The 24,059-nt window shown below is 40.9% G+C and carries 16 protein-coding genes and 1 riboswitch; of the genes, 2 read left to right on the top strand and 14 right to left on the bottom strand.

What is annotated here, in order from left to right:
* Nucleotides 1-37: 37 nt before the first annotated feature.
* From AC6UDG_RS00850 to AC6UDG_RS00830, 5 genes are all read right to left on the bottom strand, one after another.
* Entirely contained in the window at nucleotides 38-1,186 is a 1,149-nt protein-coding gene (locus tag AC6UDG_RS00850) for a glycerate kinase (protein ID WP_500706126.1), read from the bottom strand.
* 97 nt (nucleotides 1,187-1,283) lie between these two features.
* Complete coding sequence (locus AC6UDG_RS00845; protein ID WP_500696311.1) at nucleotides 1,284-1,523, bottom strand: DUF2922 domain-containing protein; 240 nt, start codon at nucleotides 1,521-1,523, stop codon at nucleotides 1,284-1,286.
* Nucleotides 1,524-1,537: 14 nt separating this feature from the next.
* The gene (locus tag AC6UDG_RS00840) at nucleotides 1,538-1,741 is read right to left on the bottom strand and encodes a DUF1659 domain-containing protein (protein WP_500694590.1); all 204 of its coding nucleotides are present in this window, start codon (nucleotides 1,739-1,741) and stop codon (nucleotides 1,538-1,540) included.
* A gap of 68 nt (nucleotides 1,742-1,809) precedes the next feature.
* Nucleotides 1,810-2,325, bottom strand: coding sequence for a sigma-70 family RNA polymerase sigma factor (locus AC6UDG_RS00835; RefSeq protein ID WP_500706125.1), 516 nt, complete (start codon nucleotides 2,323-2,325; stop codon nucleotides 1,810-1,812).
* Nucleotides 2,326-2,513: 188 nt separating this feature from the next.
* The gene (locus AC6UDG_RS00830) at nucleotides 2,514-3,437 is read right to left on the bottom strand and encodes a prenyltransferase (RefSeq protein ID WP_500706124.1); all 924 of its coding nucleotides are present in this window, start codon (nucleotides 3,435-3,437) and stop codon (nucleotides 2,514-2,516) included.
* A 276-nt stretch (nucleotides 3,438-3,713) separates the two neighbouring features.
* On the opposite strand from AC6UDG_RS00830, the gene AC6UDG_RS00825 reads away from it, so the two are divergent.
* Together AC6UDG_RS00825 and AC6UDG_RS00820 are read left to right on the top strand one after the other, a co-directional pair.
* Nucleotides 3,714-4,310, top strand: a complete 597-nt coding sequence (locus AC6UDG_RS00825) for a hypothetical protein (protein ID WP_500694593.1) — start codon at nucleotides 3,714-3,716, stop codon at nucleotides 4,308-4,310.
* Nucleotides 4,311-4,863: 553 nt separating this feature from the next.
* Nucleotides 4,864-4,961, top strand: a riboswitch (THF riboswitch).
* Nucleotides 4,962-5,008: 47 nt separating this feature from the next.
* The gene (locus tag AC6UDG_RS00820; RefSeq protein ID WP_500696001.1) at nucleotides 5,009-5,554 is read left to right on the top strand and encodes a folate family ECF transporter S component; all 546 of its coding nucleotides are present in this window, start codon (nucleotides 5,009-5,011) and stop codon (nucleotides 5,552-5,554) included.
* Between the two features lie 151 nt (nucleotides 5,555-5,705).
* Here the strand turns inward: AC6UDG_RS00820 and AC6UDG_RS00815 are convergent, their stop codons facing one another.
* The 9 genes from AC6UDG_RS00815 to AC6UDG_RS00775 form a co-directional block, all read right to left on the bottom strand.
* Nucleotides 5,706-15,236, bottom strand: coding sequence for a KxYKxGKxW signal peptide domain-containing protein (locus tag AC6UDG_RS00815; protein ID WP_500706123.1), 9,531 nt, complete (start codon nucleotides 15,234-15,236; stop codon nucleotides 5,706-5,708).
* 181 nt (nucleotides 15,237-15,417) lie between these two features.
* On the bottom strand, nucleotides 15,418-16,374 hold the full coding sequence (locus AC6UDG_RS00810; protein WP_500706122.1) for a helix-turn-helix domain-containing protein: 957 nt from the start codon (nucleotides 16,372-16,374) through the stop codon (nucleotides 15,418-15,420).
* 5 nt (nucleotides 16,375-16,379) lie between these two features.
* Nucleotides 16,380-16,568: a hypothetical protein gene (locus tag AC6UDG_RS00805; RefSeq protein ID WP_500694576.1), complete on the bottom strand. Its 189-nt coding sequence runs from the start codon at nucleotides 16,566-16,568 to the stop codon at nucleotides 16,380-16,382.
* A gap of 20 nt (nucleotides 16,569-16,588) precedes the next feature.
* The gene (locus tag AC6UDG_RS00800) at nucleotides 16,589-17,443 is read right to left on the bottom strand and encodes a hypothetical protein (RefSeq protein WP_500706121.1); all 855 of its coding nucleotides are present in this window, start codon (nucleotides 17,441-17,443) and stop codon (nucleotides 16,589-16,591) included.
* Entirely contained in the window at nucleotides 17,421-18,887 is a 1,467-nt protein-coding gene (locus tag AC6UDG_RS00795) for a glycosyltransferase (protein ID WP_500706342.1), read from the bottom strand. Before AC6UDG_RS00795 ends, AC6UDG_RS00800 begins: the two co-directional genes overlap by 23 nt.
* 34 nt (nucleotides 18,888-18,921) lie before the next feature.
* A complete protein-coding gene (gene asp3, locus AC6UDG_RS00790; RefSeq protein ID WP_500706341.1) occupies nucleotides 18,922-19,650 on the bottom strand; it encodes an accessory Sec system protein Asp3 in 729 nt (242 codons plus the stop codon).
* 13 nt (nucleotides 19,651-19,663) lie between these two features.
* Nucleotides 19,664-21,223, bottom strand: a complete 1,560-nt coding sequence (gene asp2, locus AC6UDG_RS00785; RefSeq protein WP_500706120.1) for an accessory Sec system protein Asp2 — start codon at nucleotides 21,221-21,223, stop codon at nucleotides 19,664-19,666.
* 5 nt (nucleotides 21,224-21,228) lie between these two features.
* Nucleotides 21,229-22,824 (bottom strand): accessory Sec system protein Asp1, encoded by a 1,596-nt coding sequence (asp1, locus tag AC6UDG_RS00780; RefSeq protein ID WP_500706119.1) that lies wholly within the window; start codon nucleotides 22,822-22,824, stop codon nucleotides 21,229-21,231.
* A 15-nt stretch (nucleotides 22,825-22,839) separates the two neighbouring features.
* Nucleotides 22,840-24,042: an accessory Sec system protein translocase subunit SecY2 gene (locus AC6UDG_RS00775; RefSeq protein ID WP_500706118.1), complete on the bottom strand. Its 1,203-nt coding sequence runs from the start codon at nucleotides 24,040-24,042 to the stop codon at nucleotides 22,840-22,842.
* Nucleotides 24,043-24,059 lie beyond the last annotated feature (17 nt).

Raw genomic sequence — 24,059 nt, 5'->3', positions numbered from 1 at the left:
CTACATACGCTTATTCTACCTTATTTCTATTTAAAATCTAAAGTTTCGAACTGGCTTTGATAATTCTTATAATATTCTCGGTGGTACGTTCGATGTTTTCGGGTCCCCTTTTAAGGGCCTCTTCCATTGACGTCACTCCGTCTAAGATGTCAATCACCGACGACACTCCAGCATCGTACAGATCACTAATTCCTTCACCGATGTGACCCGTCTCAACAAAGACCGGTTTATGGTATTTCTTGGCCAACTTGGCGACTCCAAAGGGCACCTTACCGAATTTGGTCTGGGAGTCAATACTGCCCTCACCAGTGAAAACGCAGTCGGCATGTTTAATCTTTTCTTCTAGTCCGACCGTCTGTTCCACAATCTCAATGCCGGGACGCAACTTGGCCTTTAAAAAGACCATCAGTCCGGCACCAACACCACCAGCGGCACCGCTGCCAGGAACGCCGGTAACGTCCATCCCTAATTTATCGTTAATCACGTGCGCATAACTTCTTAAATTATTGTCCAGTTGCACGACCTGACTGGAATTGGCACCTTTTTGCGGACCAAACACCGGCGCCGCACCGTTCTTTCCGACCAGTGGATTAGTCACGTCTGAAGCAACCACGAATTCGGTCTCGGCGATCCGATGATCGAGTCCCGCCACCGAAATGTCGGAGATGCGACCGATTGAGGATCCGTTTGGAATAATGACCTTTCCGTTTTCGTCCATGAACTTGACGCCAAGGGCCGTTGCCATCCCGGCTCCACCGTCAACAGTCGCACTGCCACCGATTCCGATGATAATTTTTTGGGCGCCAAAATCCAAGGCAGCTCTAATCAACTCACCAGTCCCAAGCGTGGTTGTGACCATTGGATTACGACGGTTTTCAGGAATTAACTCCAGTCCACTGGCCTTCGCCATCTCGATGACCGCGGTCTTGCCGTCACCGAGCATTCCAAAGAATGAATCCACCTTCTGACCAGGAATCGGACCATCAACCGTGACGTCAATCTTCCTTCCATGAGTGGCGTCAACCAGCGTGTCAACGGTCCCTTCGCCACCATCAGCCATTGGAACTTTATCGATGTGGGCCGACGGATCAACGTTGATGATGCCCGCCGCCATCGCGCCTGCCACTTGTTTGGCTGACATACTGTCCTTAAATGAATCTGGCGCTAAAACAAACCGTAAACTCATGCTCTTCCTCCTTTCGAACTTGTTCATCCATTAAACCGATTATAACGCACAAAAAAAGCACTTCATATATAATGAAGCGCTTTTCTAAGCTCATAATTTACTTGGTAGCTGGGACTACCGGCGCCTGGTAAATTGGATATTTCTTAATTTCCACGTAACGGGCACAAACCGGTGTGTTGTACAAGTTCACGCCATCCTTTTGAAACATCTCGAGTTTGGCGATGCGGTCCATGGCGTTCTTGACCACTTCTTCGCCTAGAGTACTTGAAGCGTAACTCAACTTAATGGTCTTGACCTTGTTTTGATCTGATTTAAAAACTAATTCTAAGTTTCTCATGTTCATCCTCCTAATTATTCAGCATCCAAAGTATCAGTGGAACTCAACGTTGCCTTTTTAAATGAGTCACCGGATAATTCCGCTAAAATCACACCGAACTGCTTGATCTGGTCCTCTGAAACGTTTTGCACCAGGTTGTTAAAGGTGTGTTTGGCGTCAGCGTGACCCTCTCCTGCAAGTGTGTATGTTGCGCTAGTCTTCATCCAATTTCTTTTCATTTTTTCCATCCTCTTCAGTTTATTTTGTTAAGGCAGTTGGCCAACCCCTTACACCTACTAGAAACGAATCAATTGGTAAATGTGTTACCCCAATTGACCTTTTTGATAATGTTCTTTTTCCACTGGTAGAGGGTCTTCCGTGAAACGTGAAGTTCTTTCGCAATTGTTGTCATCGACTGGCCGCGATACAACCGTATAACCAGCTGGTGCTCACTTTCGTTCAATCGGTTCAAGACTTCTTCAAACATGATGCGCGTTTCGACATCTTCGCCGCCATCGGAAATAACATCCAGGTCGGTACTATTTTCAACGTCAATTCTGGAACTCTGCCTAGTTTCCTTCTTTAATAGATCCAAGATGTGCCAGTAAACTCCCTGATAAATGAAATTTAATCGACTCTTATCATCGGTTGGATCACCCGGATAGCGTTGATACGCACTCACAAATGCCAGGCGTCCCTCTGATACCAGGTCCTGATATTGGTCGTAAAATGGTCTGATTCCTAAACGTTTCAGTACGCCAAAAATAACAACCTCGTGGTCGCCTGCCATTAAGAAACGAAACGCTGCTTGCTCGTTATTCATAAAATTGAATCTCCCTATAGTAGTTTGATCCAAAGGCCTTTGTATCAGGAACTAGCATAAGGTGGGATGAGAATCAGCGCCATCCCGGCAAATGGCGGAATTTTGCCGTCAAAAAAGACGCTAGCGAGGCTAACGTCGAGACATCAAATTTAAAGGTGGAATCCATTTTCCACCTTATCGAGATTAATTTAAAAAAAAGTCATTAATAACTGGCACAGTGCTGCCAAAATCAGCGCTAGTAAAATCGCAAAACTGCTCTTGACGGAAAGAATGAACGTCCGTTTTTTGTCCTGAACATGGACAAATTTACGCACATGCAGATAAATTACTGGAATCGTGAACAATACCAGTAACGTACTAACCGGAAGTAGCCGCAACCAGACGGTTACAATTACCATGATATAAGTCACAACATAATTGCCAGTAAAAACCACTAACGACCACTTTTTCCCGATGAAAGACGCTAGGGTATATCGGTTTAACTGGATGTCTTCCTTTACATCACAGAGGTTATTGGCAAGCATGATACTAGCAAGCGGAAACAGAGCGAGTGTGGACACCAAAAGGCCATTTAAAAACAGTTGCCAACTAAATTGTGATACCGGCACGTTTACCATGATGACGGTGTAAGTAATCCCCACTCCCATCGTTAGCGAACATGCCATTTCACCAAAGGGCGTGTGAGAGATTGGCAGTGGTCCGCTAGAATACAAATAACTAATAATAAAGCCAATTACACCAATCACTAGTAACCACATCGTGGTCGCAATGAGCAAATAAATGCCCAAGATGGCAGTTAGAAACGCAAAGATCATGGTCGTAATCACTGCCGCCTTAAATGAAATCTTGTTGACCCCTAGTGAATTGGTCTGCTCCCGAAACTTCCTGGCTGCCTTTTTCGAAGTCTTAAGGGCGGAGTGATAATCAGCCAGATTATCCAACGAGTTGGCCATCAGCTGGATTAAAAGACACGCTAGTAACAAAATAATAGAATTAAAAATGTCGACTTCCCCGTAATCATAGCTGACAAACATTAATCCCAATAAAAAGGGAATCACGGTTGACACAAGTGAACTCGGTTCCGTTAGGGCAATTAATTTATGAATATTCATTTTAACCTCCGGCTGGATTCGTTAAAGAATCCCGCAAAAATTAATTGATTAAGAAAAGATGTAACATAGTGAATTTAGTAACAAATATTAACTATTTAATAAAAATAGCTTTTGCTTTGTTAAATCATCTTTTCTAATAAATACTATTATAATAGCATTTTGTCATCATATTTACATAAAACATTTCAGCTCCACTTCATGTTAATTTATAAACAATATGTTAGACTTTCACGGTCTAATCCTGCTATATTGAATGGCACAGAAAGGAGGAATACCATGAAACTAAACGAACTAAGGGACGCCCAGTACGTGATCGATCTCGTCTTGATGTATCAGGATGCCTATATCAAGAAGCAACAAAAAGAAAGCCTGTACTCATCGCTACCAGTATGCGAACTTAACGATCATGAAATCATCCGCTTAAATCCATACAACGTCACCCCAAACTTCAAAGACAAACGCTCAATTTGGGACTTTGTGCCAAATCACAGTCAACTAAACAAAACAGATGATAACTTCCAGGTCCAAACCGACCAAGTCAAAGACCGTGATGAGGCCAACCGACTAGGATTTATCCGCAACCAATTCTTCAAACAAAAGTGCTACAACGGAGTCAACACCATCGGTGACGAGTTTTCAGGAAACATCACCACGGTCTCAGACGACGAGAGCCAGTTCCACGACCTAATCGACAACCCAATCATGTTAGTAGAGTATGCGCTCAGTTTTATCTCTGCGCTTAATCTTTCCAAACTTGAAAACGCCATTGACGACAACGTTGCCTATCACGTCGAACATTACGATTTAGGTCAGGTCTTTAACTTTGAAATTTTTGCCGATGACGACGATTTTAAAATCATCAGTTTTCAATAATTTAATTTTGTAATCACAATTTAATTTCCAGAGACTAGCGCCTACAGACGGGCACTAGTCTTTTTCTTACGGTTCATAGTACCTCATTATGAACTAAAAGTACGTTTAATTTTCTTTTAAAATAATGTATTATTTTTACATATGATCTCAATTAATAATTGGTTCCTGTTAGTATCTTAGATGAATAAATTATTGCGGAGTCTGGTAACTTTTAACAACGGGAGTTCGATTCTTCCCTCTGCACTTAACTACTTATTATGTTTAAATTTTAAAAGTTTAATTACGATCTTTAATATATATGATTTGTACATTCCTCTGGCGGGGCTTTTATAAATAGAAATCATACATAGGTAGTTAATTCCAAAGAGAACTAATCGGAAAGGGACCTTTGATTAATACTTACTTATTAATCAAACCAATTTTCTTATTTTTTCTCTTACCTTAGTCATGGTAGGTCAGCGATGGCTTCGATAATCTGGGTTCGATTCCCAGACTGACCATATTTAACAAAACAATTATCTTAAAAGGAGTATACTTAGAATGTTCTAAAAATTTAGGAGTAGGACCTTGCGCGTTAAGTGTCGGCGGAACGGAATGTGAACGCTGAACGAAAAACTAACAGTTTGCGGTGCTTGGTCCGCATTCGCCACTTTAATTTATGCCAATTTTGGTGGCAGCTCCACTAAGGAGATGTCAGTATGAAGAAAGAATTAGAACATTGGGGGATGCTCCCCTTAAGCACCAAGGGACTAACTTATCTAGCGGTCTTGATGGCCATCAAGATTGTTTTAGGTAAGATTCAGTTTCAGACTAGTTATCTGGAGATTGGATTTGGCTTTATTGCCGCTGTATTTATCGCATGGTGGTTTGGTCCATTCTGGGCCTCCATCTCGGCAGTGATTTTAGATATTCTGCAATCATTTATTAATGGGTACGGCTTTTTCATTGGTTACACTTTTACCGCCGTGTTAGCCGCCCTGATATATAGTTTTGCTTTTTATCACCACCAAAAAATTGGTTGGGTGCGCTTGACGATCACGATGGTAATTGTCACGTTAGTAATTAACGTCTTTTTCAACACCCTCTGGATCTCAATCATGTCCAACACGTCGTTTTTCTATTACCTGCCAATTCGGATTGTCAAAAACATCATCGCAACCCCGATTCAAATCGTAATCCTGTACGTGTTAATGAATAATAGAGTCATTCAGCATATGAAACCAAACGTTTTCAAAAGTAAATAATTATAAAAGGTCCTTGAAGTTAAAAACTTCAGGGACCCTTTTTTAGTCTTCTTACATACACAAAAAGCGACCAAATTCATTTCGAATTTGATCGCTTAATGTTAACAGATACTAAAACCCTTTTTATGGTTTTAACATCTAGTTAAATTGCTTATTGGTTCTTCTTGCGTCTCTTAAGAATTCCCCAAAGTCCAACCATTGCGAGTTCAATAACACCTGCAGCAGTTACTAGGTCATTGTTACTTTGTCCGGTTTGAGGTAATTTGTCTGCTTTATTATTCTTCTTTGCAGTATTTTCACCCTTGTTACCGTGATTATTAGTAGCATTACCGTTGTCTTCTGAGGTATTTGTTGAATGGTTGTCACTCATCGAAGTGCTGGTTGAACCATTAGTGTGGATAGATAGACTATCACTCGTCGATTGACTGCCACTTAATGAGGAACTGGCACTTGTACTTGCTGAGTTAACATCACTCATTGAGGTACTAGTTGATTCACTGGCGCTGGTACTTGCCGAATGATTTGCACTCATTGAAGTACTCATCGAACCACTCGCACTAGTAGATAAGCTGTCACTGGTGGATTGACTGCTACTCAATGAAGCACTGGCACTCGTACTTGCAGAATGATTGTCATTCATTGAAGTACTGCTTGAGCCGCTCGTGCTGGTACTTAGTGAGTCACTGGCACTAGTAGAAATACTATCACTAGTACTGGTTGAGCCACTTACACTTGTGGAATTGCTTAAGCTACCACTTGTGGAAGCACTGCCACTTACCGAAGAACTAGCACTCGTACTTGTAGAATGGTTGTCGCTCATTGAAGTACTCATCGAACCACTGGCACTAGTGGATAAGCTATCACTGGTAGATTGACTGCCGCTTACTGATGAACTAGCACTGGTACTTTCGGAATGATTTGTGCTCATCGAAGTACTAGTTGAAGTGCTGGCACTTGTTGATAGGCTATCGCTAGTTGATCCACTTGTACTCATGGAGTTTCTCAGGCTATCACTGGTAGATTGACTGCCACTTACTGAGGAACTGTTACTGGTACTAATTGATTCACTGTCACTAGTACTCAATGAGGCACTATCACTAGTACTTACAGAAGCGCTAATACTATTGCTAGTGGAGATACTTTGACTATTGCTGATACTCAATGATGTGCTGGCGCTATCGCTAGTTGAAATACTCTGACTGTCACTTGTACTTACAGAAGCACTATCACTATTGCTTGTTGAAATACTTTGACTGTCACTCGTACTTGTCGAAGCACTATCACTATTGCTTGTAGAAATGCTTTGACTATCGCTCGTACTTGTCGAAGCACTATCACTATTGCTTGTTGAAGTACTCTGACTATCACTAGTACTTACTGAAGCGCTGTCGCTAATACTATTTGAAGTACTGTTGCTCATTGACGTGCTAGTAGATTCACTGTCACTCAATGAAGTAGAGTTACTCTTGCTAATAGAGTTACTTAAGCTATCACTCATACTCAACGAAGCGCTTGTACTCATCGAGTTTCTCAGGCTATCACTGGTAGATTCACTACCACTTACTGAGGAACTGTTACTGGTACTAATTGATTCACTGTCGCTAGTACTTACAGAAGCACTATCACTGTTGCTTGTAGAGATACTTTGGCTATCACTCGTACTTAACGAAGCACTATCACTATCGCTCGTGGAAATACTCTGACTGTCACTCGTACTCAATGAAGCACTACCACTGTTACTTGTGGAGACACTTTGACTGTCACTTGTACTCAATGATGCACTATCACTATTGCTTGTGGAAATACTCTGACTGTCACTCGTACTCAATGAAGCGCTAGTACTGTTACTGGTAGAAACGCTTTGACTGTCACTCGTACTTACAGAAGCACTATCACTATTGCTTGTTGAAGTACTCTGACTATCACTAGTACTCAATGATGCGCTATCACTGTTACTTGTTGAAACGCTCTGACTACCACTAGTACTCAATGATGCACTGGTACTGTTGCTTGTTGAAATACTTTGACTGTCGCTTGTACTTAATGATGAACTACCACTGTTACTTGTTGAGATGCTCTGGCTGTCGCTAGTACTCAATGAAGCACTACCACTATTGCTAGTGGAGATACTCTGACTATCGCTCATACTCAATGATGCACTATTGCTATTGCTAGTTGAGATACTTTGGCTTTCACTGGTACTTAATGATGCGCTGTTGTTGTCGCTAGTTGAAACGCTTTGACTGTCACTCGTACTCAATGAAGCACTGGTACTGTTGCTAGTAGAGATACTTTGACTGCCACTCGTACTTACAGAAGTACTGTCGCTATTGCTAGTGGAAATGCTTTGGCTGTCACTCATACTTACAGAAGCACTACCACTGTTGCTAGTGGAGATACTCTGACTGTCACTCGTACTCAATAAAGAGCTAGTACTGTTACTTGTGGAAATACTCTGACTATCACTGGTACTTAATGATGCGCTGTCGCTATCGCTTGTTGAAACGCTTTGACTGTCACTTGTACTCAACGAAGCGCTACCACTGTTGCTTGCGGAGACGCTTTGACTGTCACTCGTACTCAATGAAGCACTGCCACTATTGCTAGTAGAAGTACTTAAGCTATCACTAGTGCTCAGCGATGCGCTGTCGCTATCACTAGTTGAAACGCTTTGACTATTGCTAGTACTTACTGAGGCACTCCCACTATTGCTAGTGGAAATGCTTTGACTGTCACTCGTACTCAATGATGCGCTGTTGCTGTCGCTAGTTGAAACGCTTTGACTGTCACTCGTACTCAATGATGCACTACCACTATTACTCGTGGAAATGCTCTGACTGTCGCTCGTACTCAACGATGCGCTATCGCTAATACTATTTGAAGTACTGTTACTCATTGAAGTACTAGTGGATTCACTACCACTCAACGAAGCACTTGTACTATCACTTGTGGAAGTACTTTGACTGTCACTGGTACTTACAGAGGCACTATCGCTGTTGCTTGTGGAGATACTCTGGCTATCACTCGTACTTAGTGAGGCACTACCACTATTGCTTGTCGAAGTACTCTGACTGTCGCTCGTACTTACTGAAGCGCTGTTACTATTGCTTGTTGAAACGCTCTGACTGCCGCTAGTACTCAATGAAGCACTACCACTACTGCTTGTTGAAATACTCTGACTATCACTTGTACTCAATGAAGCACTATCGCTGTTGCTCGTGGAAATGCTTTGACTGTCACTTGTACTCAATGATGCACTACCACTGTTGCTCATGGAGATACTCTGACTGTCACTTGTACTTACAGAAGCACTGTCACTATTGCTCGTGGAAATACTCTGACTGTCACTTGTACTTACAGAAGCACTGTCACTATTGCTCGTGGAAATGCTCTGACTACCACTCGTACTTACAGAGGCACTATCGCTAATACTATTTGAAGTACTGCTACTTATTGAAGTGCTAGTAGATTCACTGCCACTCAATGAGTCACTTGTAGAAGTACTTAAGCTATCACTAGTGCTCAACGAAGCACTAGTACTGTTACTCGTGGAAACGCTTTGACTGTCACTTGTACTCAATGATGCACTATCGCTAATACTATTTGAAGTACTGCTACTCATTGAAGTGCTAGTAGATTCACTACCACTCAACGAAGTACTACCACTCTGACTAGTAGAGTCGCTCAAACTGTCGCTAGTGCTTAGTGAGGCACTAGTACTCATGGAGTTTCTCAGGCTATCACTGGTAGATGAACTACCACTTACTGAGAAACTATCGCTAGTAGAAGTACTTTGACTGTCACTAGTGCTCAACGAAGCACTACCACTGTTACTCGTGGAAACGCTTTGACTGTCACTTGTACTCAATGATGCACTATTGCTATCGCTCGTACTTGTCGAAGCACTGTTACTCATCGAAGTGCTAGTTGACTCACTGCCGCTCTTGCTAGTAGAAGCACTTTGGCTATCACTCAATGAAACAGAGTCACTCTTACTTGTTGAGTTGCTCAAGTTATCGCTCATGCTTAACGAATCACTCTTACTTGTGGAGTTTTCATCGCTAGTACTAGTGGATTTGCTTTCGCTTGTAGAAGTGCTTTCACTCTTACTAGTTGATTCGCTTAAACTATTGCTTGTACTCAATGAATCGCTCTTGGTTGAGTCGCTTTCGCTCATTGAAGTACTTACTGACTCACTCTTGGCAGAATTGCTTTCACTCATTGAAGTGCTATTTGACTCACTACCACTCAATGAGGTACTGCCGCTCGTACTTGTAGAATTACTTAAGCTGTCACTAGTACTTACGGAATCACTCTTGCTCATTGAAGTACTAGTTGATTCACTGTCACTTAAGGAAGTGCTGCCACTCTTACTTGTTGAGTTACTCAAACTATCACTAGTGCTGATGGAGTCACTCTTGGTGGAGTTACTTTCGCTCATTGAGGTGCTAGTAGACTCACTATCGCTTAAGGAAGTACTGCCACTCTTGCTAGTTGAAGCACTTAAGCTGTCGCTTGTACTTAATGAGTCACTCTTGCTTGTGGATGTGCTTAAACTGTCACTAGTACTTACAGATCCACTCTTACTAGTTGATTCGCTTAAGCTCTCACTTGTGCTCAATGAATCACTCTTGGTTGAGTTGCTTTCGCTCACTGAAGTACTAGTTGATTCACTGTCACTTAATGAAGTGCTGCCACTCTTGCTTGTAGAAGTTCTCTGGCTGTCGCTAGTACTTAACGAATCACTCTTACTTGTGGAGTTTTCATCGCTAGTACTAGTGGATTCACTATCACTCAATGAAACAGAGTCGCTCTTACTTGTAGATTCACTCAAACTATCACTGGTGCTTACAGATTCACTCTTAGTTGAGTTACTTTCACTCATTGAAGTGCTAGTAGATTCACTGCCACTCAATGAAATAGAATCACTCTTGCTAGTAGATTCGCTTAAGCTATCACTGGTGCTTACAGATTCACTCTTAGTTGAGTTACTTTCACTCATTGAAGTGCTATTTGATTCACTGCCACTTAATGAAGTACTGCCACTCTTGCTAGTTGAAGCACTTAAGCTGTCGCTTGTACTTAATGAATCGCTCTTAGTTGAGTTACTTTCACTCATTGAAGTGCTAGTAGATTCACTGCCACTCAACGAAGTACTGTTGCTCTTACTAGTCGAAGCACTTAAGCTGTCGCTTGTACTTAATGAATCGCTCTTGGTGGAGTTACTTTCGCTCATTGAAGTACTGGTTGATTCGCTATCACTCAATGAAACAGAGTCGCTCTTACTTGTAGAAGTACTTTGGCTATCACTTGTGCTTACAGATTCACTCTTAGTTGAGTTACTTTCGCTCATTGAGGTACTGGTTGATTCGCTACCACTTAGTGAAGCAGAGTCACTCTTGCTTGTGGATTCACTATCACTCAATGAAACAGAATCACTCTTACTTGTAGAGTTACTCAAGCTATCACTCGTACTTACTGATTCACTCTTAGTAGAATCGCTTTCGCTCATTGAGGTGCTAGTTGACTCACTGCCGCTTAATGAAGTACTGCCACTCTTGCTAGTAGAAGTGCTCTGGCTGTCACTTGTACTTACGGAATCACTCTTGGTTGAATTGCTTTCACTCATTGAAGTACTGGTTGATTCACTATCACTTAAGGAAGTGCTGCCACTCTTGCTAGTAGAAGTACTCTGACTATCACTGGTACTCAGTGAGTCACTCTTGGTTGAGTTACTTTCACTCATTGAGGTGCTGGCTGATTCACTACCGCTCAATGAAGTACTGCCACTCTTACTAGTGGATTCACTTAAGCTTTCACTCGTGCTTAATGATTCACTCTTAGTAGAATCGCTTTCGCTCATTGAAGTGCTAGTAGACCCACTGCCACTCAATGAAGTGCTGTCACTCTTACTAGTGGATTCGCTTAAGCTATCACTAGTACTTACTGAATCACTCTTAGTAGAATCACTTTCACTCATTGAGGTACTAGTTGACTCACTGCCGCTTAATGAGGTACTGCCACTCTTGCTTGTAGAAGCACTCAAGCTATCGCTCGTGCTTAATGAATCGCTCTTAGTTGAGTTGCTTTCGCTCACTGAAGTACTAGTTGATTCACTATCACTTGATGAAGTACTGCCGCTCTGACTAGTAGAGTTGCTCAAACTGTCGCTCGTGCTGATGGAGTCACTCTTGGTTGAGTCGCTTTCGCTCACTGAAGTACTAGTTGATTCACTATCACTTAATGAAGTACTGCCGCTCTTACTAGTAGAAGTGCTCTGGCTATCACTCGTACTTACTGAGTCACTCTTAGTAGAATCGCTTTCACTCATTGAGGTACTGGTTGATTCGCTACCACTTAATGAAGTACTGCCGCTCTTACTGGTTGATTCACTATTACTCAATGAAACAGAATCACTCTTACTTGTCGAGTTACTTAAGCTTTCACTCGTGCTTAATGAGTCACTCTTGGTTGAGTCGCTTTCACTCACTGAAGTACTAGTTGATTCACTATCACTTAATGAAGTGCTATCACTATTGCTAGTAGAAGTGCTCTGGCTGTCACTAGTACTTACGGAACCGCTCGAACTTGTAGAGTTTTCATCGCTAGTACTAGTGGATTTGCTTTCGCTTGTCGAGTTACTCAAGCTATCACTTGTGCTAATGGAGTCACTCTTAGTGGAGTCACTTTCACTGATTGAAGTGCTGGTTGATTCACTGTCACTTAGTGAAGCAGAGTCACTCTTACTAGTTGATTCACTCAAGCTATTACTTGTACTTATTGATTCACTCTTACTAGTTGAATTGCTTAGGCTGTCGCTTGTACTTACAGAGTCGCTGCCACTCTTACTGGTAGAGTTGCTCAAACTGTCAATTGTTGAGTCGCTTTCACTTACTGAAGCACTTTCACTGCTACTAGTAGAATTACTTAAACTGTCACTGTTACTAGCAATCTTACTCAAGCTATCACTAGTTGAGTCGCTCAAACTATCTACTTGACTTGTAGAAGCACTTTCACTTTCACTGTGACTATCAATTGTACTGGTTGATTGACTATTAGAAGTACTGTGACTATTACTCGTAGCTGTGTTACCAGATCCAAATTGAAGGTAATTTGGCTGATTTTGACCGTTTAATACGGCCTCAATTCTTTCTTCTTCATCAAAATTAACATTGTATAGCACAACTTTCCCAATTTTACCATCTGTACCAATTTCGAAGTTCAAATAACTCGTTGGGTCTGGGAATGATTCATTCCCAATTATCATTGATACATTTTTAACACTAAAGACAGTCCGATTGCTGGCAATTAAACTCTGTGTATTAGTATTTTGGGTTAAATCAAACACAACGTTTTCAGGATCAGTAATGGTAATCGTGCCAGCAGATCCGCCATTATTTACTAGAATAACTCGTTGGTTTCCCGTTGCCTTCAATGACATTTTCCCGGTATCTTCAACGGTGACATAGCCACCATTATTTAAGTAAATTAAGCTTTGTGGGTAACTAGTCGTCTTTCCAGATTGATCGTAGGTAACGTTAAGATTACCGCCACTGTTAACCAAGACACTAGAAGAATCGCCAAGGTAAATCAAACCTGGTTGAGAAGAATTTCCAGGATTAATATTTCCATTAGCAATAATATTCATGGAGCCATTAACGGTAATGGCGGTATTACCAAAGGAATATATGGCTCCAGTCTGGGAACTAGTTGTACTGCTATTATTATTATTCAAAATAATATTTAAAGTAGCACCTGTTTCAACATTAATATTGCCACCCTTGGTGGTAATCCCATAAACAGTACCATTTCTACTGTTTTCATTAGAACCACCATTATTGTTAGGAATTAGGGTAACGGTAGCACCATGTTCTAACGTAACGTCGCCATTAACGTTGCCACCCTTACTTAATTCGATAACATTATCACTATAACTAGTTCCAGTGAAATTGGAGTTAGCGCCAAAGGTAATTGAACCAGCTTCAATTACTTGTTGACTGTTAGATTCGGTTTTAATCGGAGTACTAGAAAATTTATTAGTGTAGGAAGGAACCGACTGAGCGGTAACATTACCATAGATCGTAACGTCAGTAGGACCACCAGAACCATTTCTTCCGTAAATAAACTGAGCACCGGTGTAATTAACATTATTAATGATATATGATGTTGATTGACTCATAAAGCCATAGAAACATTGACCATAAATGTCTAAATTGTCATATTCAACGGTAGTATTATTAACTCGGCCACTCCAGTTGTTAAAGGTGTAACCCCTTAAATCAATCGTGTAATGGTGCCCGGCAGCTGAACCGATCTTTAAATTACGTGGGTTGTTGACCGTTACGACAACTTCTTGTGCACTATTAAAGTTCTTTAAATCAGCAAAGTTAATGTCATCATCAATGATGATGTTATTAGCGGTTCCGTTCACGATTTCATCGTATAATTGGGCCGCAGTTGAAACGTGAACAGTTGAAGTATCTTGTTGTGATGCTAAGACCACGTTCGGATTAGCGACTGGTTGCTTCCCATTGGTTGAATTTTGGGCACTAGTAGATTGTTGGTCAATCTGGCTAGTGGAAGTACTGTTGCTTTCTGACGTTGATGTTGAAACGTTTTGGCTAGTCGATTCACTGTTGTTAGCCAAGACGTTTTCACTGTCAGACAGAACGTTATCAGCCAAAGTTGAAGTACTGTTAGCATCGCTATTCTTATTGCCACTTAAGTCCTTGATATTAACGGACATGTTGTTATTTTCACCAATGGTACTTAGGGCTGCCAAAGTACTATTATTAGGTGTCAAACCGTTGGCTAAACCAACACTAATGACTTGGTTTTGTGAATCAACGGTAACGGTAGCGTCTTTTGGTACAACGGCTTTAACTTGGTTATAAACATCTTGTTGGTTAGTTGTCTCACTAGCTTTAGTAGAATCGTTCATCTTACTAATGCTACTGCTGTCGCTGTTAAGCTGTGGCGCAGCCGTGATTGACTGACTGTTGTCTAAGGCCTTGTTAATAGTTGACTCACTATTAAGCTGTGAGCCTGATTGTAAGACTGATGGCTTAACTTGATCACTAATCGTTTGACTAGCAGCTGAAGTTGAATCAACTGAGCTAGTAGAGCCTGCCGTTTTACCATTAGTATCAGCCTTAATTGCTTCACTGTCAGAACTAGGCACAGCCTTAGTAGTGTTAGAATTTTGTTCGGATTGATTCTCAGTCTTAGTCTGATTACTCTTAGTCTGACTGTTTGCCGTCGTCGAACCAGAATCGGAACTAACCTTGTTTTCACTAGTGGAATTAGCAGCGGCCATGGAAGCTGACGTAGACGTTGATAAAGCCTCACTCATACTAGTGGAGATTTGGTCAATCTTAGCTTGCGAATCCACCTGACTTCCGGCTGCAGAAGACGTGGTTTGTGACGTTGATGAAATTGTTGCGGAGTTTTTATTCGGTAAAACATCCGCATCCTTATTTTCTTTACTAGTATTATTGCCACTTGTTGAAACTGAATTAGCTGAAACAGAAGCAATTCCAATGTTAGCACCCAGTAATCCACCAATTAGTGAAATTCCGGCAACCATCCATTGTTTACCAGCTTTATACATTTTGTAATGCGTTCTAGCATCATCTCTTAATGCTAGACGAATGTTTTGCTTTTTATTTCCTTTCCCTCTCATAAGATCTTTCCCCCTTAAATTTGTGAATAATCTAAATTGAGATGGTCTTACTATATATCCAAATGAAATTATTTAGCCCATATTCCCAATAATGGGACGATTTTTTCACTAAATAACTAAATTTTATCTAAATAAACAAAAACAGCTGAATTTACCGTCAATCCAGTCGTTTTCGTCTCACTTAATATTCACTTTTAATGAACTTTTGGATTCCTTTCCAATAGTCATTTTCATAATTAAAAACGGACTTACTTTGTAAAATTTCTTGTGAAAATTCTGGACAAGTAACCTGATTGGTTATTAAACTATAAGTTTGCTCATAACAGTTATACAGATGACCATCCATGGATCCAGATCCACTTGTATTAATTGCTTGATAAACCTGCTTTAAAAATTTAATTGCTTGATCTGATTGTCGGTTAAGGCAAAAGTTAATCACAAAATCAATCGCAAAGCCCCAGTAAACGTATATTCGGTCTAAATCAGTGCTCTTTAATCCGCTTAAGACCTTCTGTAATACCAGAAAGTCACTATCAATTTTTTTCTTTGGAAATAGTGAGCGCTTCAAATTCAGGTCCAAAACGTTTAAATAAATATCAAAATCAGTTAGGTCATCACAATCTTTAAAGTACTTCTCGTTACTTTTAAAGAACGTGGACACATCCGGCTTTTGTCGCTCCGCAATTTGACTAATGATCTTAGTGTACGTATAGACCTTAAAAAAGGGCGATGCTAGCTGTAACCGGTACTTATCGAGATTATTTAAAATCACTTGAAGTTTACTAGGACTGTAGTCATAAGTATCATAAAAAGAAGCGAGGGCCAGTGTATCGATTAATTCATCCGTTGATGGAGTTAATAATGCCAGAAATTCTTCGTCAGAAATCCCCAATAATTTTTTAATTCCAAAAATATATTCAAATGGGATATCAATCTCATAATTAATCCAACGATAGTAACGTGAAGTACTTAAACCCACTCGATCTAAAAATGAACTTATTTTCACTTTATGTTGCTGAATCAATTCAGCAATTTTTCCCCGGTCCATACTAACGGCAGCGACACTATTTTGTGGAATTTCTTTATTTCGACAATGCAGATCGACATAATATGCGACTCCTAATGAAGGAAGATTCATTTTTATTACCCCGCTAAAGCTATAAAACTATAGACCAGACTAAGGATCACCACGAATACCATAATCACTGAAACAATAATCATAATTACCTTCCCGGTACTTTTAGTATCCGAAGCATCAACAACGTATTTTTTCTCTTCATCAAAACGTAACCTAATATCCTGCTGTAACTCTTTCAATTTAATTTTTGGCATTTTATCACCTGCTTTAAAAACTAATCCACTACTACTTTTTTCGTCGGAACACCCTTTTCCCTTAATTCCTCTAAGAATTTCTTACTCATATGCACGTCTTGGATATAGGAAATTTCATCCGTCAAAATATCCAACAAATTTTGCTTAATGTTGCCGTCATCATTAAGGGGCGATTCGTCCAAATAGAGGGTATTATGCGATTTCGATTGCGATAACGCCCACAACTCAACTCCCATGTAACTAATGCCAACCGAATCCTGCGGCGTTAAGTATTTTCCAACCGTATCGGCATAAAATTCATCCAAATTCCTAAACTGTTTTTGGGTCTTTAACGAACCAAAATCTTCAACGGTTACCCAATTTAGCTGCTTTTTGTAAAAATAGAAACACAACGCTGGGACGCCGGCATCATTATAAAAATCGATCCGTTGGGGCTGTCCTTTGGTGTAGATGATGTTGCTGAACTTCTTGCCGTCACTAGCGAATTCTTCGATGTAGTCTAATTCGTCATTTGGAAAAACATAATCAACCTCTTTAACGTGGCGGCGAGTATTCGGCCACAAAATGACGTGTCCAATTGGATTACCATTTACGATGATATTAATCGTGAAATCAGCGTTCATATAGATTTCGGCCCCGTCAACCGTGGGCACCCGGTTAAAAAACAAAAACGCTTTGGGATCCATATCTAAGGTTCGACCAGTAATATAATCGACAACGTTAAAACCACTGATCTGATTTGTTAGTAGGGAATCACGAAAATTAGAGGCTGGCGCTAGCGTAATCACCTGGCCCTTCCTCTTTTGAATTCGGTCTCGTTGGTGTTGCCAAACTGGATTTTGGTCGTTTATTTTATTGGTTAGTTCGTAATGCATCAACAAACTCCTTCCATTTATTCGCAATGACATGATTTTGAAAGGGAGCCATCGAACTGACGGTGGCCCTTTGGACTTTTCCATAATCGGACTTTAATAACCGGTTAATCCCCTTCGCCAAACTATTCACATCAAAATCCACGTTTTTATCGCCCCGTTTGAAATCTTGTAAAAATCCATTGACCCCATCTTTTATCATTTCCATCGCGCCAAAACGTGCTTTGTAGGCAATTACTGGTAATCCGGCACTTAACGCTTCCACCGTGGTTAACCCAAATCCTTCTGAAAATGATGCTGAGACAAAGGCATCATATTTGGGATAAATATCATCTAAATGATGGGATAGCCCCTTTAATTTAATGTAGTCTTCCGCTTTTTCTTTTTTGATGGTTTTCTCAATCAAACCCTTCTCACCACCGGCACCGTAGATATCTAAAGAAACTGCAGTCCCTTGTTTATGTACCTTAGCAACTGCAAGTACTAACATATCAATGTGCTTTTCCCCAGCTAATCGCGAAGCAGTAATTAATTTGAGTGAATGCAATTTTTTAGCTCGCTGTTTTGGTCTGGTTTTGCCAGTCCCTTTGTCATCCACGCCACCAACTGGGATGGTAGTAAATTTCTCTTTTTGATTCGGAAAATCCTTCACTAGATCATCAGTTTGCATTTTGGTGGCACTGATAATGCTGTCGATATTATCAAGGTGCGTTAACGAATATTCGTAGTAGTTATTCCACAGTGGGTAACGGGGATCGTTGCGATCGGACAAATGATCCGCATGGACCACTTCCACCACTTTACTTTGGGGCATCTTGGGATAGAGTAAGGCCGCTTCACTCTCTTCGCCACGATCCAAAAACCAATTGTTAGAGTGGTTGTAGGCCCGATCCACTTGTTCAAAAAAGTAGCGCTGCAATTGAACTTCATTTGCAAAATAGAACTGCTTGCCATCCTGATTGAAGAGGTGAATATTTTTGATCAGAGTCTCTTTATGACCGTTATCATAAAAGTCAAACGTGACCTTTTTCTCGCCCGTCTTACTGGAGTAAATTTCAATCTTAGACAGACTCATAATTAACAAGTCATGTTTTTTATTAGGAAACTTCACCATGGTTTCAATAATCTTCATCCCCGAAGTCGTCTGGATTTTCAGCATGCGGGTGGTGTTGGTACCATCAATCACCGTTTCGTGTTGATATGGATAGAACTTTTTGACCCCATGCCGTAAATAATCATTTCCTAGCACAAAATATTCGTACATATTGATAACTTGGTCATTTCTTAGATTCCAGGTATCCATGGCCTCGTGTAAATTATTAATTAATTGCACAAAAATATACCGATATGGCAGTTCCATTTCATCAAAACGACGCGCTCGATAAAACTGCGCATGTTCCACTCCAGAATTACCAATTCCCATGGCACGATTAATAAAAAAATTCATTGGTTGTTTCTTTTTCACTTGTTCCTTCATCATTTCATTCCTTTACTTGGTTAATTTTAGAAAGAGGATAGCCATACGGTCTGACCTCAGTTGCCATCTTTTTCAGCTGCTGATCTTGATTAATGGCCTCAAACAACTTCTTCATCGCGGCATCAGCCTTATCCTGATCATTAATTTCATCAGTAGAAAGCCGACAAAAGATTTGCGCCCGATCTGTTCGAACGGGAACCGTCCAACTCCCGGAATCACGGCGTCCGAGGTAGATATCCAGCTTTTTAGCGTTCGGATATATAAACTTGGTTAACTTCAAATTGGGGCTGACCTTAAAATTCAGATCCTTAAAATTATCGGCTTCGCCTAATATAAGATATCTAAACGTGATTGACTGGTTTGCTTTCACCACCAACGAGATTTCGTACTCGGAAGCGTGCTCTGGATATTCAAAGTCGCCCTCATGTCCATTGATGATAATTTCCTTCATAAAATCATGGGATTGATCGTAGATCGTGACCTTAAAGTAAACGGAGTCAACTGGTTTCGCCGTATAATCACTAAAGATGTGATATTTGTGATTGCCAAGTAAGATTGGCAACTCGCCCTGCATTCGCACGTTCTGAAAATTCAGTTGTGAGTTCCAGGTATAAATGCTAGTGCCGGGAGACAATAATGGAGATGAATAAGTTACTTCAGTTGGTGAGTATGTGACTTGAGCTCCATATCGCTCCATTGAATTAAGGTACTTTCCCCACGTTAAAACGGTCATTGCTTCCAATTTCTTAACTCCTATCAAACTTTTCCTGCATCAGATTATGGTATTGTCTGACAAACCAATTCACGATCCCATTGGTGTCATCATTATGGCGCCCGATTAACCCCTTACTGATCACCTTTACGGCTTGCTCCTGTTGCTTAAAATAATTAAACAGCTCACCGTAAGCCTCTTTGTCGTAATCATCCTGTTTCATATAGGCGATGGCAAAAATGGTTTTGAAAAAGTCACCGGTCTTAAAATGATTCCAAAAGTATTGATTAAAATGCTTTTGGGCCGTTTCATCGGTCTTGCCCTCGTGCGTTAGCAACAAATCGAGCGAGGTCAAAAAATCAAACGGCCGGTGCAAGCAGGAGTTTTTAGCGATGGTTCCCAAATTTACGAGGGGTTTTCCGACAATCACGGCGGCGGGCTTTAGGTCAGTTGCGTAGTATAAAGCTGCCGTCGTCCCCATTGAGATTCCCGATAAAACCAGGTCATCACTAGAAAAATGCAACTTTTCCAGGCACTTTTTAATTGTTATAATTAATTGTTGTTCCAATTCTTTACTGCCAATGTAGAAGGAACCGCCTTCCATTCTTTCGTCGGCAATCAACAAATAAGGCGAGGAACTAATGTTGCTCATCATTCGGCCCCCTTCAAATCCCTCAGCGGTTCGGTATCCACTGAAGTAGACGTTTAGGGGTGGTTTTAAATCACCGGGATTAAAATAGGCGGCAATCTCGCCCTTATAATTCTGCTGGTCAGTCAACGTTTTTGAGCCCACCATGTAAGTTCCCAGATTTCGCCGGCGTCTTCTGACGTGAATTCTTCTTAGCGTAAACGACTCAATCTGCCCCTTTAAAAACACCGAAACATACAAATTAGAACGTTGTTTAGGCGTCTGATAGGTAAAGGGTTGGTCTAGGTCGGATCCAGCAATCGTGCACTGTTTAATAACGTTGTCGGTTTGGGCGTCTAAAAAATATAATTTAAACGTCACCTTCCCTGACCCTTGTAGTTTATATTCGGGCCAAAACTCCATTAAGGTGTCGGTATCTTGTTCGAGGGTCATTTGAAAATTAATGGCTTGAACCTGATGCGACAACGTCAAGTGGTCAAAACTGACCTGACCCGAACCGGTTTGGGTAGTGTGAGGCAGTAATTCGGACATAATCTCAACCTTGTCCTTATTCAATCGACTTCCAAACTGACCAGCAAAATAAACTTGTTCAATTAATTTAGTTACTTCATCAGAATCAGTTAAATTGACATTTTGCGCATTTTTATAGTTGAGGGTCTTCTCAATTTCATCCGAAAAATTTTCGCCCTGCTGGTAAATAATGTTATTAGCGGGAAGCACCTCAATTAGCTTCGGCATGATATAAACCATCGACTGTTTGCCTAGGATAAAAAGCGTATTGCTGTACTTGGGATTCAGCTTTTCATCATCCAGGATGGTTTGTTGCATATAAAAGACATCCTTGGGATCGTCCAATGAAAAATACTGATACTTAAAGTTGTCATCTAACGTTTTATTTAAATTTAGCTTTTGACCACCTAGTTGGATGAGTCCTTTTTTAGCCATGAACTTCACCTCATTTCTTTAAAAATGGCATCAATTCTGGCGACAATCTCTTCGCTAGAAAACCTTTCGATTTTGCTGATATTGGCAACCAATGACTGGTTCCAACGGTCCAAATTATCCAAAAAGTAATTAACCGCCTTTACGAGGTGCAAATCATCTTTGATGATGATTCCATTTTCGTTATCAGTTACATAACCAGTTTGAACCACATTGATCTGGGGAATGCCGGCGCTAATCGCATTAATCTGCAGATAGGGACTTGGTAACCGATCCAAATCAACCAGAATACGGGCCTTGTGAATATTTTGCTGATAGAAGGCTGGATCGTGATTAGAGTAAACTTGAATTCGGTCTAAAGTCTCACTAGCGCCAACTAATTTGTCCCAATTAGCCTGTTGCTCCTTTGCCTTCGCCTTTTTTCGTAACTTGGGCGTTAATTCATGCTCTTTTTTTAGCTTCAGGTACTTTCTGACCCACAAAAACTCGGCTGATTTTAAGGAAACCCCAAAATACGTTTCAATTTCCGTCGTTATTTCCTGTTCGAGGGTTTCACGCATGTGTTCGTCATTCACGTCAAAAACAATGGCCTTGTCCTTACCTTCACTAACCACGCGCAACAGCTTATTTGCTAAACGTCTTACGGTCCTTTCGGGCATCTCACTAATTTTCCAAAAAATAATTTGTTGCGCCATGCTGTTACTAATCCCCAAGTTGAGGTGAGCAGCGTATGGGGAAACGACCCTTACATTTAAAGGATGCTCCTGATCCTGCCAAGTGCGCTTGATTTTATCGGCAATTAGTTGATTAGGTACCAAGATGGCACTGTTCTGGCCAGCTAACTGGGCTAGAGTTACTTGATTAATCAAAGTTCGATCGGTTAAAAAACTACCAACTTGATACTCACTTTGTAACTGGTGAGTCAGCGTCAGACTATCCTTATTTGGATTGTCAATGATTTGAATCCCCTCATCGGTTTTGACCTGATTAAAATAGTTTTTAGAAACTTCACTAATTAAATCCGTTAAATTGGGATAATGGGAATGCGCGAAGTGCTTTTGAAAGGGCTCTTCAATCTTGACGTGATCATCATGATTGTGAGCAATGGTTAAGACCACCTCCGAAAGCGGATTGTACAATTGGGTTTGTTTTAGAACTCCCTGACCGTATATCCCTCTTCGAGATAGAAAACCACGAGAATCAAAATAGTCCACCGCAGTTAACTGACCGTCCTGATAGTGTTCAATGGTACTTAAGACTTTCTCAGCAAAATAGTTCGCCTTGGCATACAATTGATCGTCTCTTAAAAACTGAATTCCGCGTGGTGAATAGACCCGTTCTAAATCACTTGGCAGCGGAATGTCTTCAATCGCGAGCGGCTTGCCAATCTTGATGTGCACATCCTGAATTTCATCCAACGCCTGCCAATACGGAGTGTTCAGCAACCCATACTCGTTTAATTGGTACGTCAACATGGGCAAAAAACTGTTGGTAACTAACGTACAGTCTTCGTCATTATCCTGAAAAATGGCCAGTTGACTAATAATCGTGTTGTAGCCCAGTTGCAGCGTGTAGGGATGCCAATTAGGTATAAAATAAACCATATAGCCTCCTCATAATTAAAAAATGCGATAACGATACTTATAGATTAGTGCCCGAACTTCTTGGGAAATGCTGTCTAAAATGGTAATTAAAATAAACAGCGACCCAAATAAAAACGAGAAATTAGTCACAATCGGAAAGTATAAACCGATTACGAGTGGCACTAGGGCGATCAACAGCACATAAATGGTTCCTAAAAAAGACATAATGTTAACCTGTCCGGTCAAATACCGTTCCGTCTCTTTACCGGGAGCTAAGTTAAAAATATAGTCGCCACTCTCTTTTAATGATTTGGCAATGATGTTGGGTTGAAAGTTCACAAACGCAAATAGATAACTTAAGACCACGATGATGAGTCCGTAAGAAACGATCCCCTGCCAGGTGTGATAGGAAAATAAAAGTGAAATTATTTTACTAATTTGAGCGTTGACCTTTAAATTCGACACCACTAACAGCGGAATCGAAAATAACGATAGGGCAAACATGAATGGCATGGCGCCCGAGACTAAGACCTTAATTGGGATATACGAATCGGTCAGAAAACTGTTCACTCCAATCCGTTCAACGGGGATGCGGTATTCAGCCTCATTGACAAAGACGGTGACGTAAACAAATACGATAACAATGATGGCGATGACGATCCATCCCAGAACGGAAAAGTTCAGCGGCTTTTTTAACCCCGAATCTAAAACCGTGGGGAGATTTTTGACCAGTCCCGGAATGATAAAGATACTGACGCCACCAATTCCAAGATCTTTATTGACGTCAGCTAGCCAGACAATCAGCATTGATCCGGCGAGTAGGACGGTGAAAATAAACCAGAAGAAGGCTTCATCGTTAAATCCCAGAGTCTCTGGGTGATAACGTAGAAATAACTTGGCCATCGCTAACGACTGAAGTGCCGCTAGCACAAAGGTGATTCCCTTTTGCCAGTACCCCGTTGTCTTTTGTGACATTCGACTCGTGGTCTTGTCATCAACGGTGGTAACCACCTGCCACACGATTAGCGCCGTCATGTACGGCCCTAATCCCAATGCAAACAAACTGGGAACGGTAATTTGACTACCAAAGTTACTAGAAATTAAATTGATATAGGCATTTTGATCTAACGTGCTAGCATAATTTTTTAATTGAAACCCTGGAATTAGGATTAATCCACCTAGTTCAAACAAAGCCAACAAAAAGATTGTAAATGATCCCCGTTTTAACAATTGCCTCACTAAAAAATCTCCTTTTA

This window comes from Fructilactobacillus sp. X2R1C1 (genome assembly GCF_059901435.1).
This window is presented reverse-complemented; position numbering and strand designations above follow the sequence as displayed.

Bases quoted from the DNA above. Each gene is read 5' to 3' on its own strand.
- AC6UDG_RS00815 (WP_500706123.1), bottom strand. From the start codon at position 15,236: ATGAGAGGGAAAGGAAATAAAAAGCAAAACATTCGTCTAGCATTAAGA.
- AC6UDG_RS00835 (WP_500706125.1), bottom strand. From the start codon at position 2,325: ATGAATAACGAGCAAGCAGCGTTTCGTTTCTTAATGGCAGGCGACCAC.
- AC6UDG_RS00795 (WP_500706342.1), bottom strand. From the start codon at position 18,887: ATGAATTTTTTTATTAATCGTGCCATGGGAATTGGTAATTCTGGAGTG.
- asp1 (WP_500706119.1), bottom strand. From the start codon at position 22,824: ATGGTTTATTTTATACCTAATTGGCATCCCTACACGCTGCAACTGGGC.
- AC6UDG_RS00845 (WP_500696311.1), bottom strand. From the start codon at position 1,523: ATGAGAAACTTAGAATTAGTTTTTAAATCAGATCAAAACAAGGTCAAG.
- AC6UDG_RS00820 (WP_500696001.1), top strand. From the start codon at position 5,009: ATGAAGAAAGAATTAGAACATTGGGGGATGCTCCCCTTAAGCACCAAG.
- AC6UDG_RS00805 (WP_500694576.1), bottom strand. From the start codon at position 16,568: ATGCCAAAAATTAAATTGAAAGAGTTACAGCAGGATATTAGGTTACGT.
- AC6UDG_RS00840 (WP_500694590.1), bottom strand. From the start codon at position 1,741: ATGAAAAGAAATTGGATGAAGACTAGCGCAACATACACACTTGCAGGA.
- AC6UDG_RS00800 (WP_500706121.1), bottom strand. From the start codon at position 17,443: ATGCATTACGAACTAACCAATAAAATAAACGACCAAAATCCAGTTTGG.
- AC6UDG_RS00850 (WP_500706126.1), bottom strand. From the start codon at position 1,186: ATGAGTTTACGGTTTGTTTTAGCGCCAGATTCATTTAAGGACAGTATG.
- asp2 (WP_500706120.1), bottom strand. From the start codon at position 21,223: ATGGCTAAAAAAGGACTCATCCAACTAGGTGGTCAAAAGCTAAATTTA.
- AC6UDG_RS00810 (WP_500706122.1), bottom strand. From the start codon at position 16,374: ATGAATCTTCCTTCATTAGGAGTCGCATATTATGTCGATCTGCATTGT.
- AC6UDG_RS00825 (WP_500694593.1), top strand. From the start codon at position 3,714: ATGAAACTAAACGAACTAAGGGACGCCCAGTACGTGATCGATCTCGTC.
- AC6UDG_RS00830 (WP_500706124.1), bottom strand. From the start codon at position 3,437: ATGAATATTCATAAATTAATTGCCCTAACGGAACCGAGTTCACTTGTG.
- asp3 (WP_500706341.1), bottom strand. From the start codon at position 19,650: ATGACCGTTTTAACGTGGGGAAAGTACCTTAATTCAATGGAGCGATAT.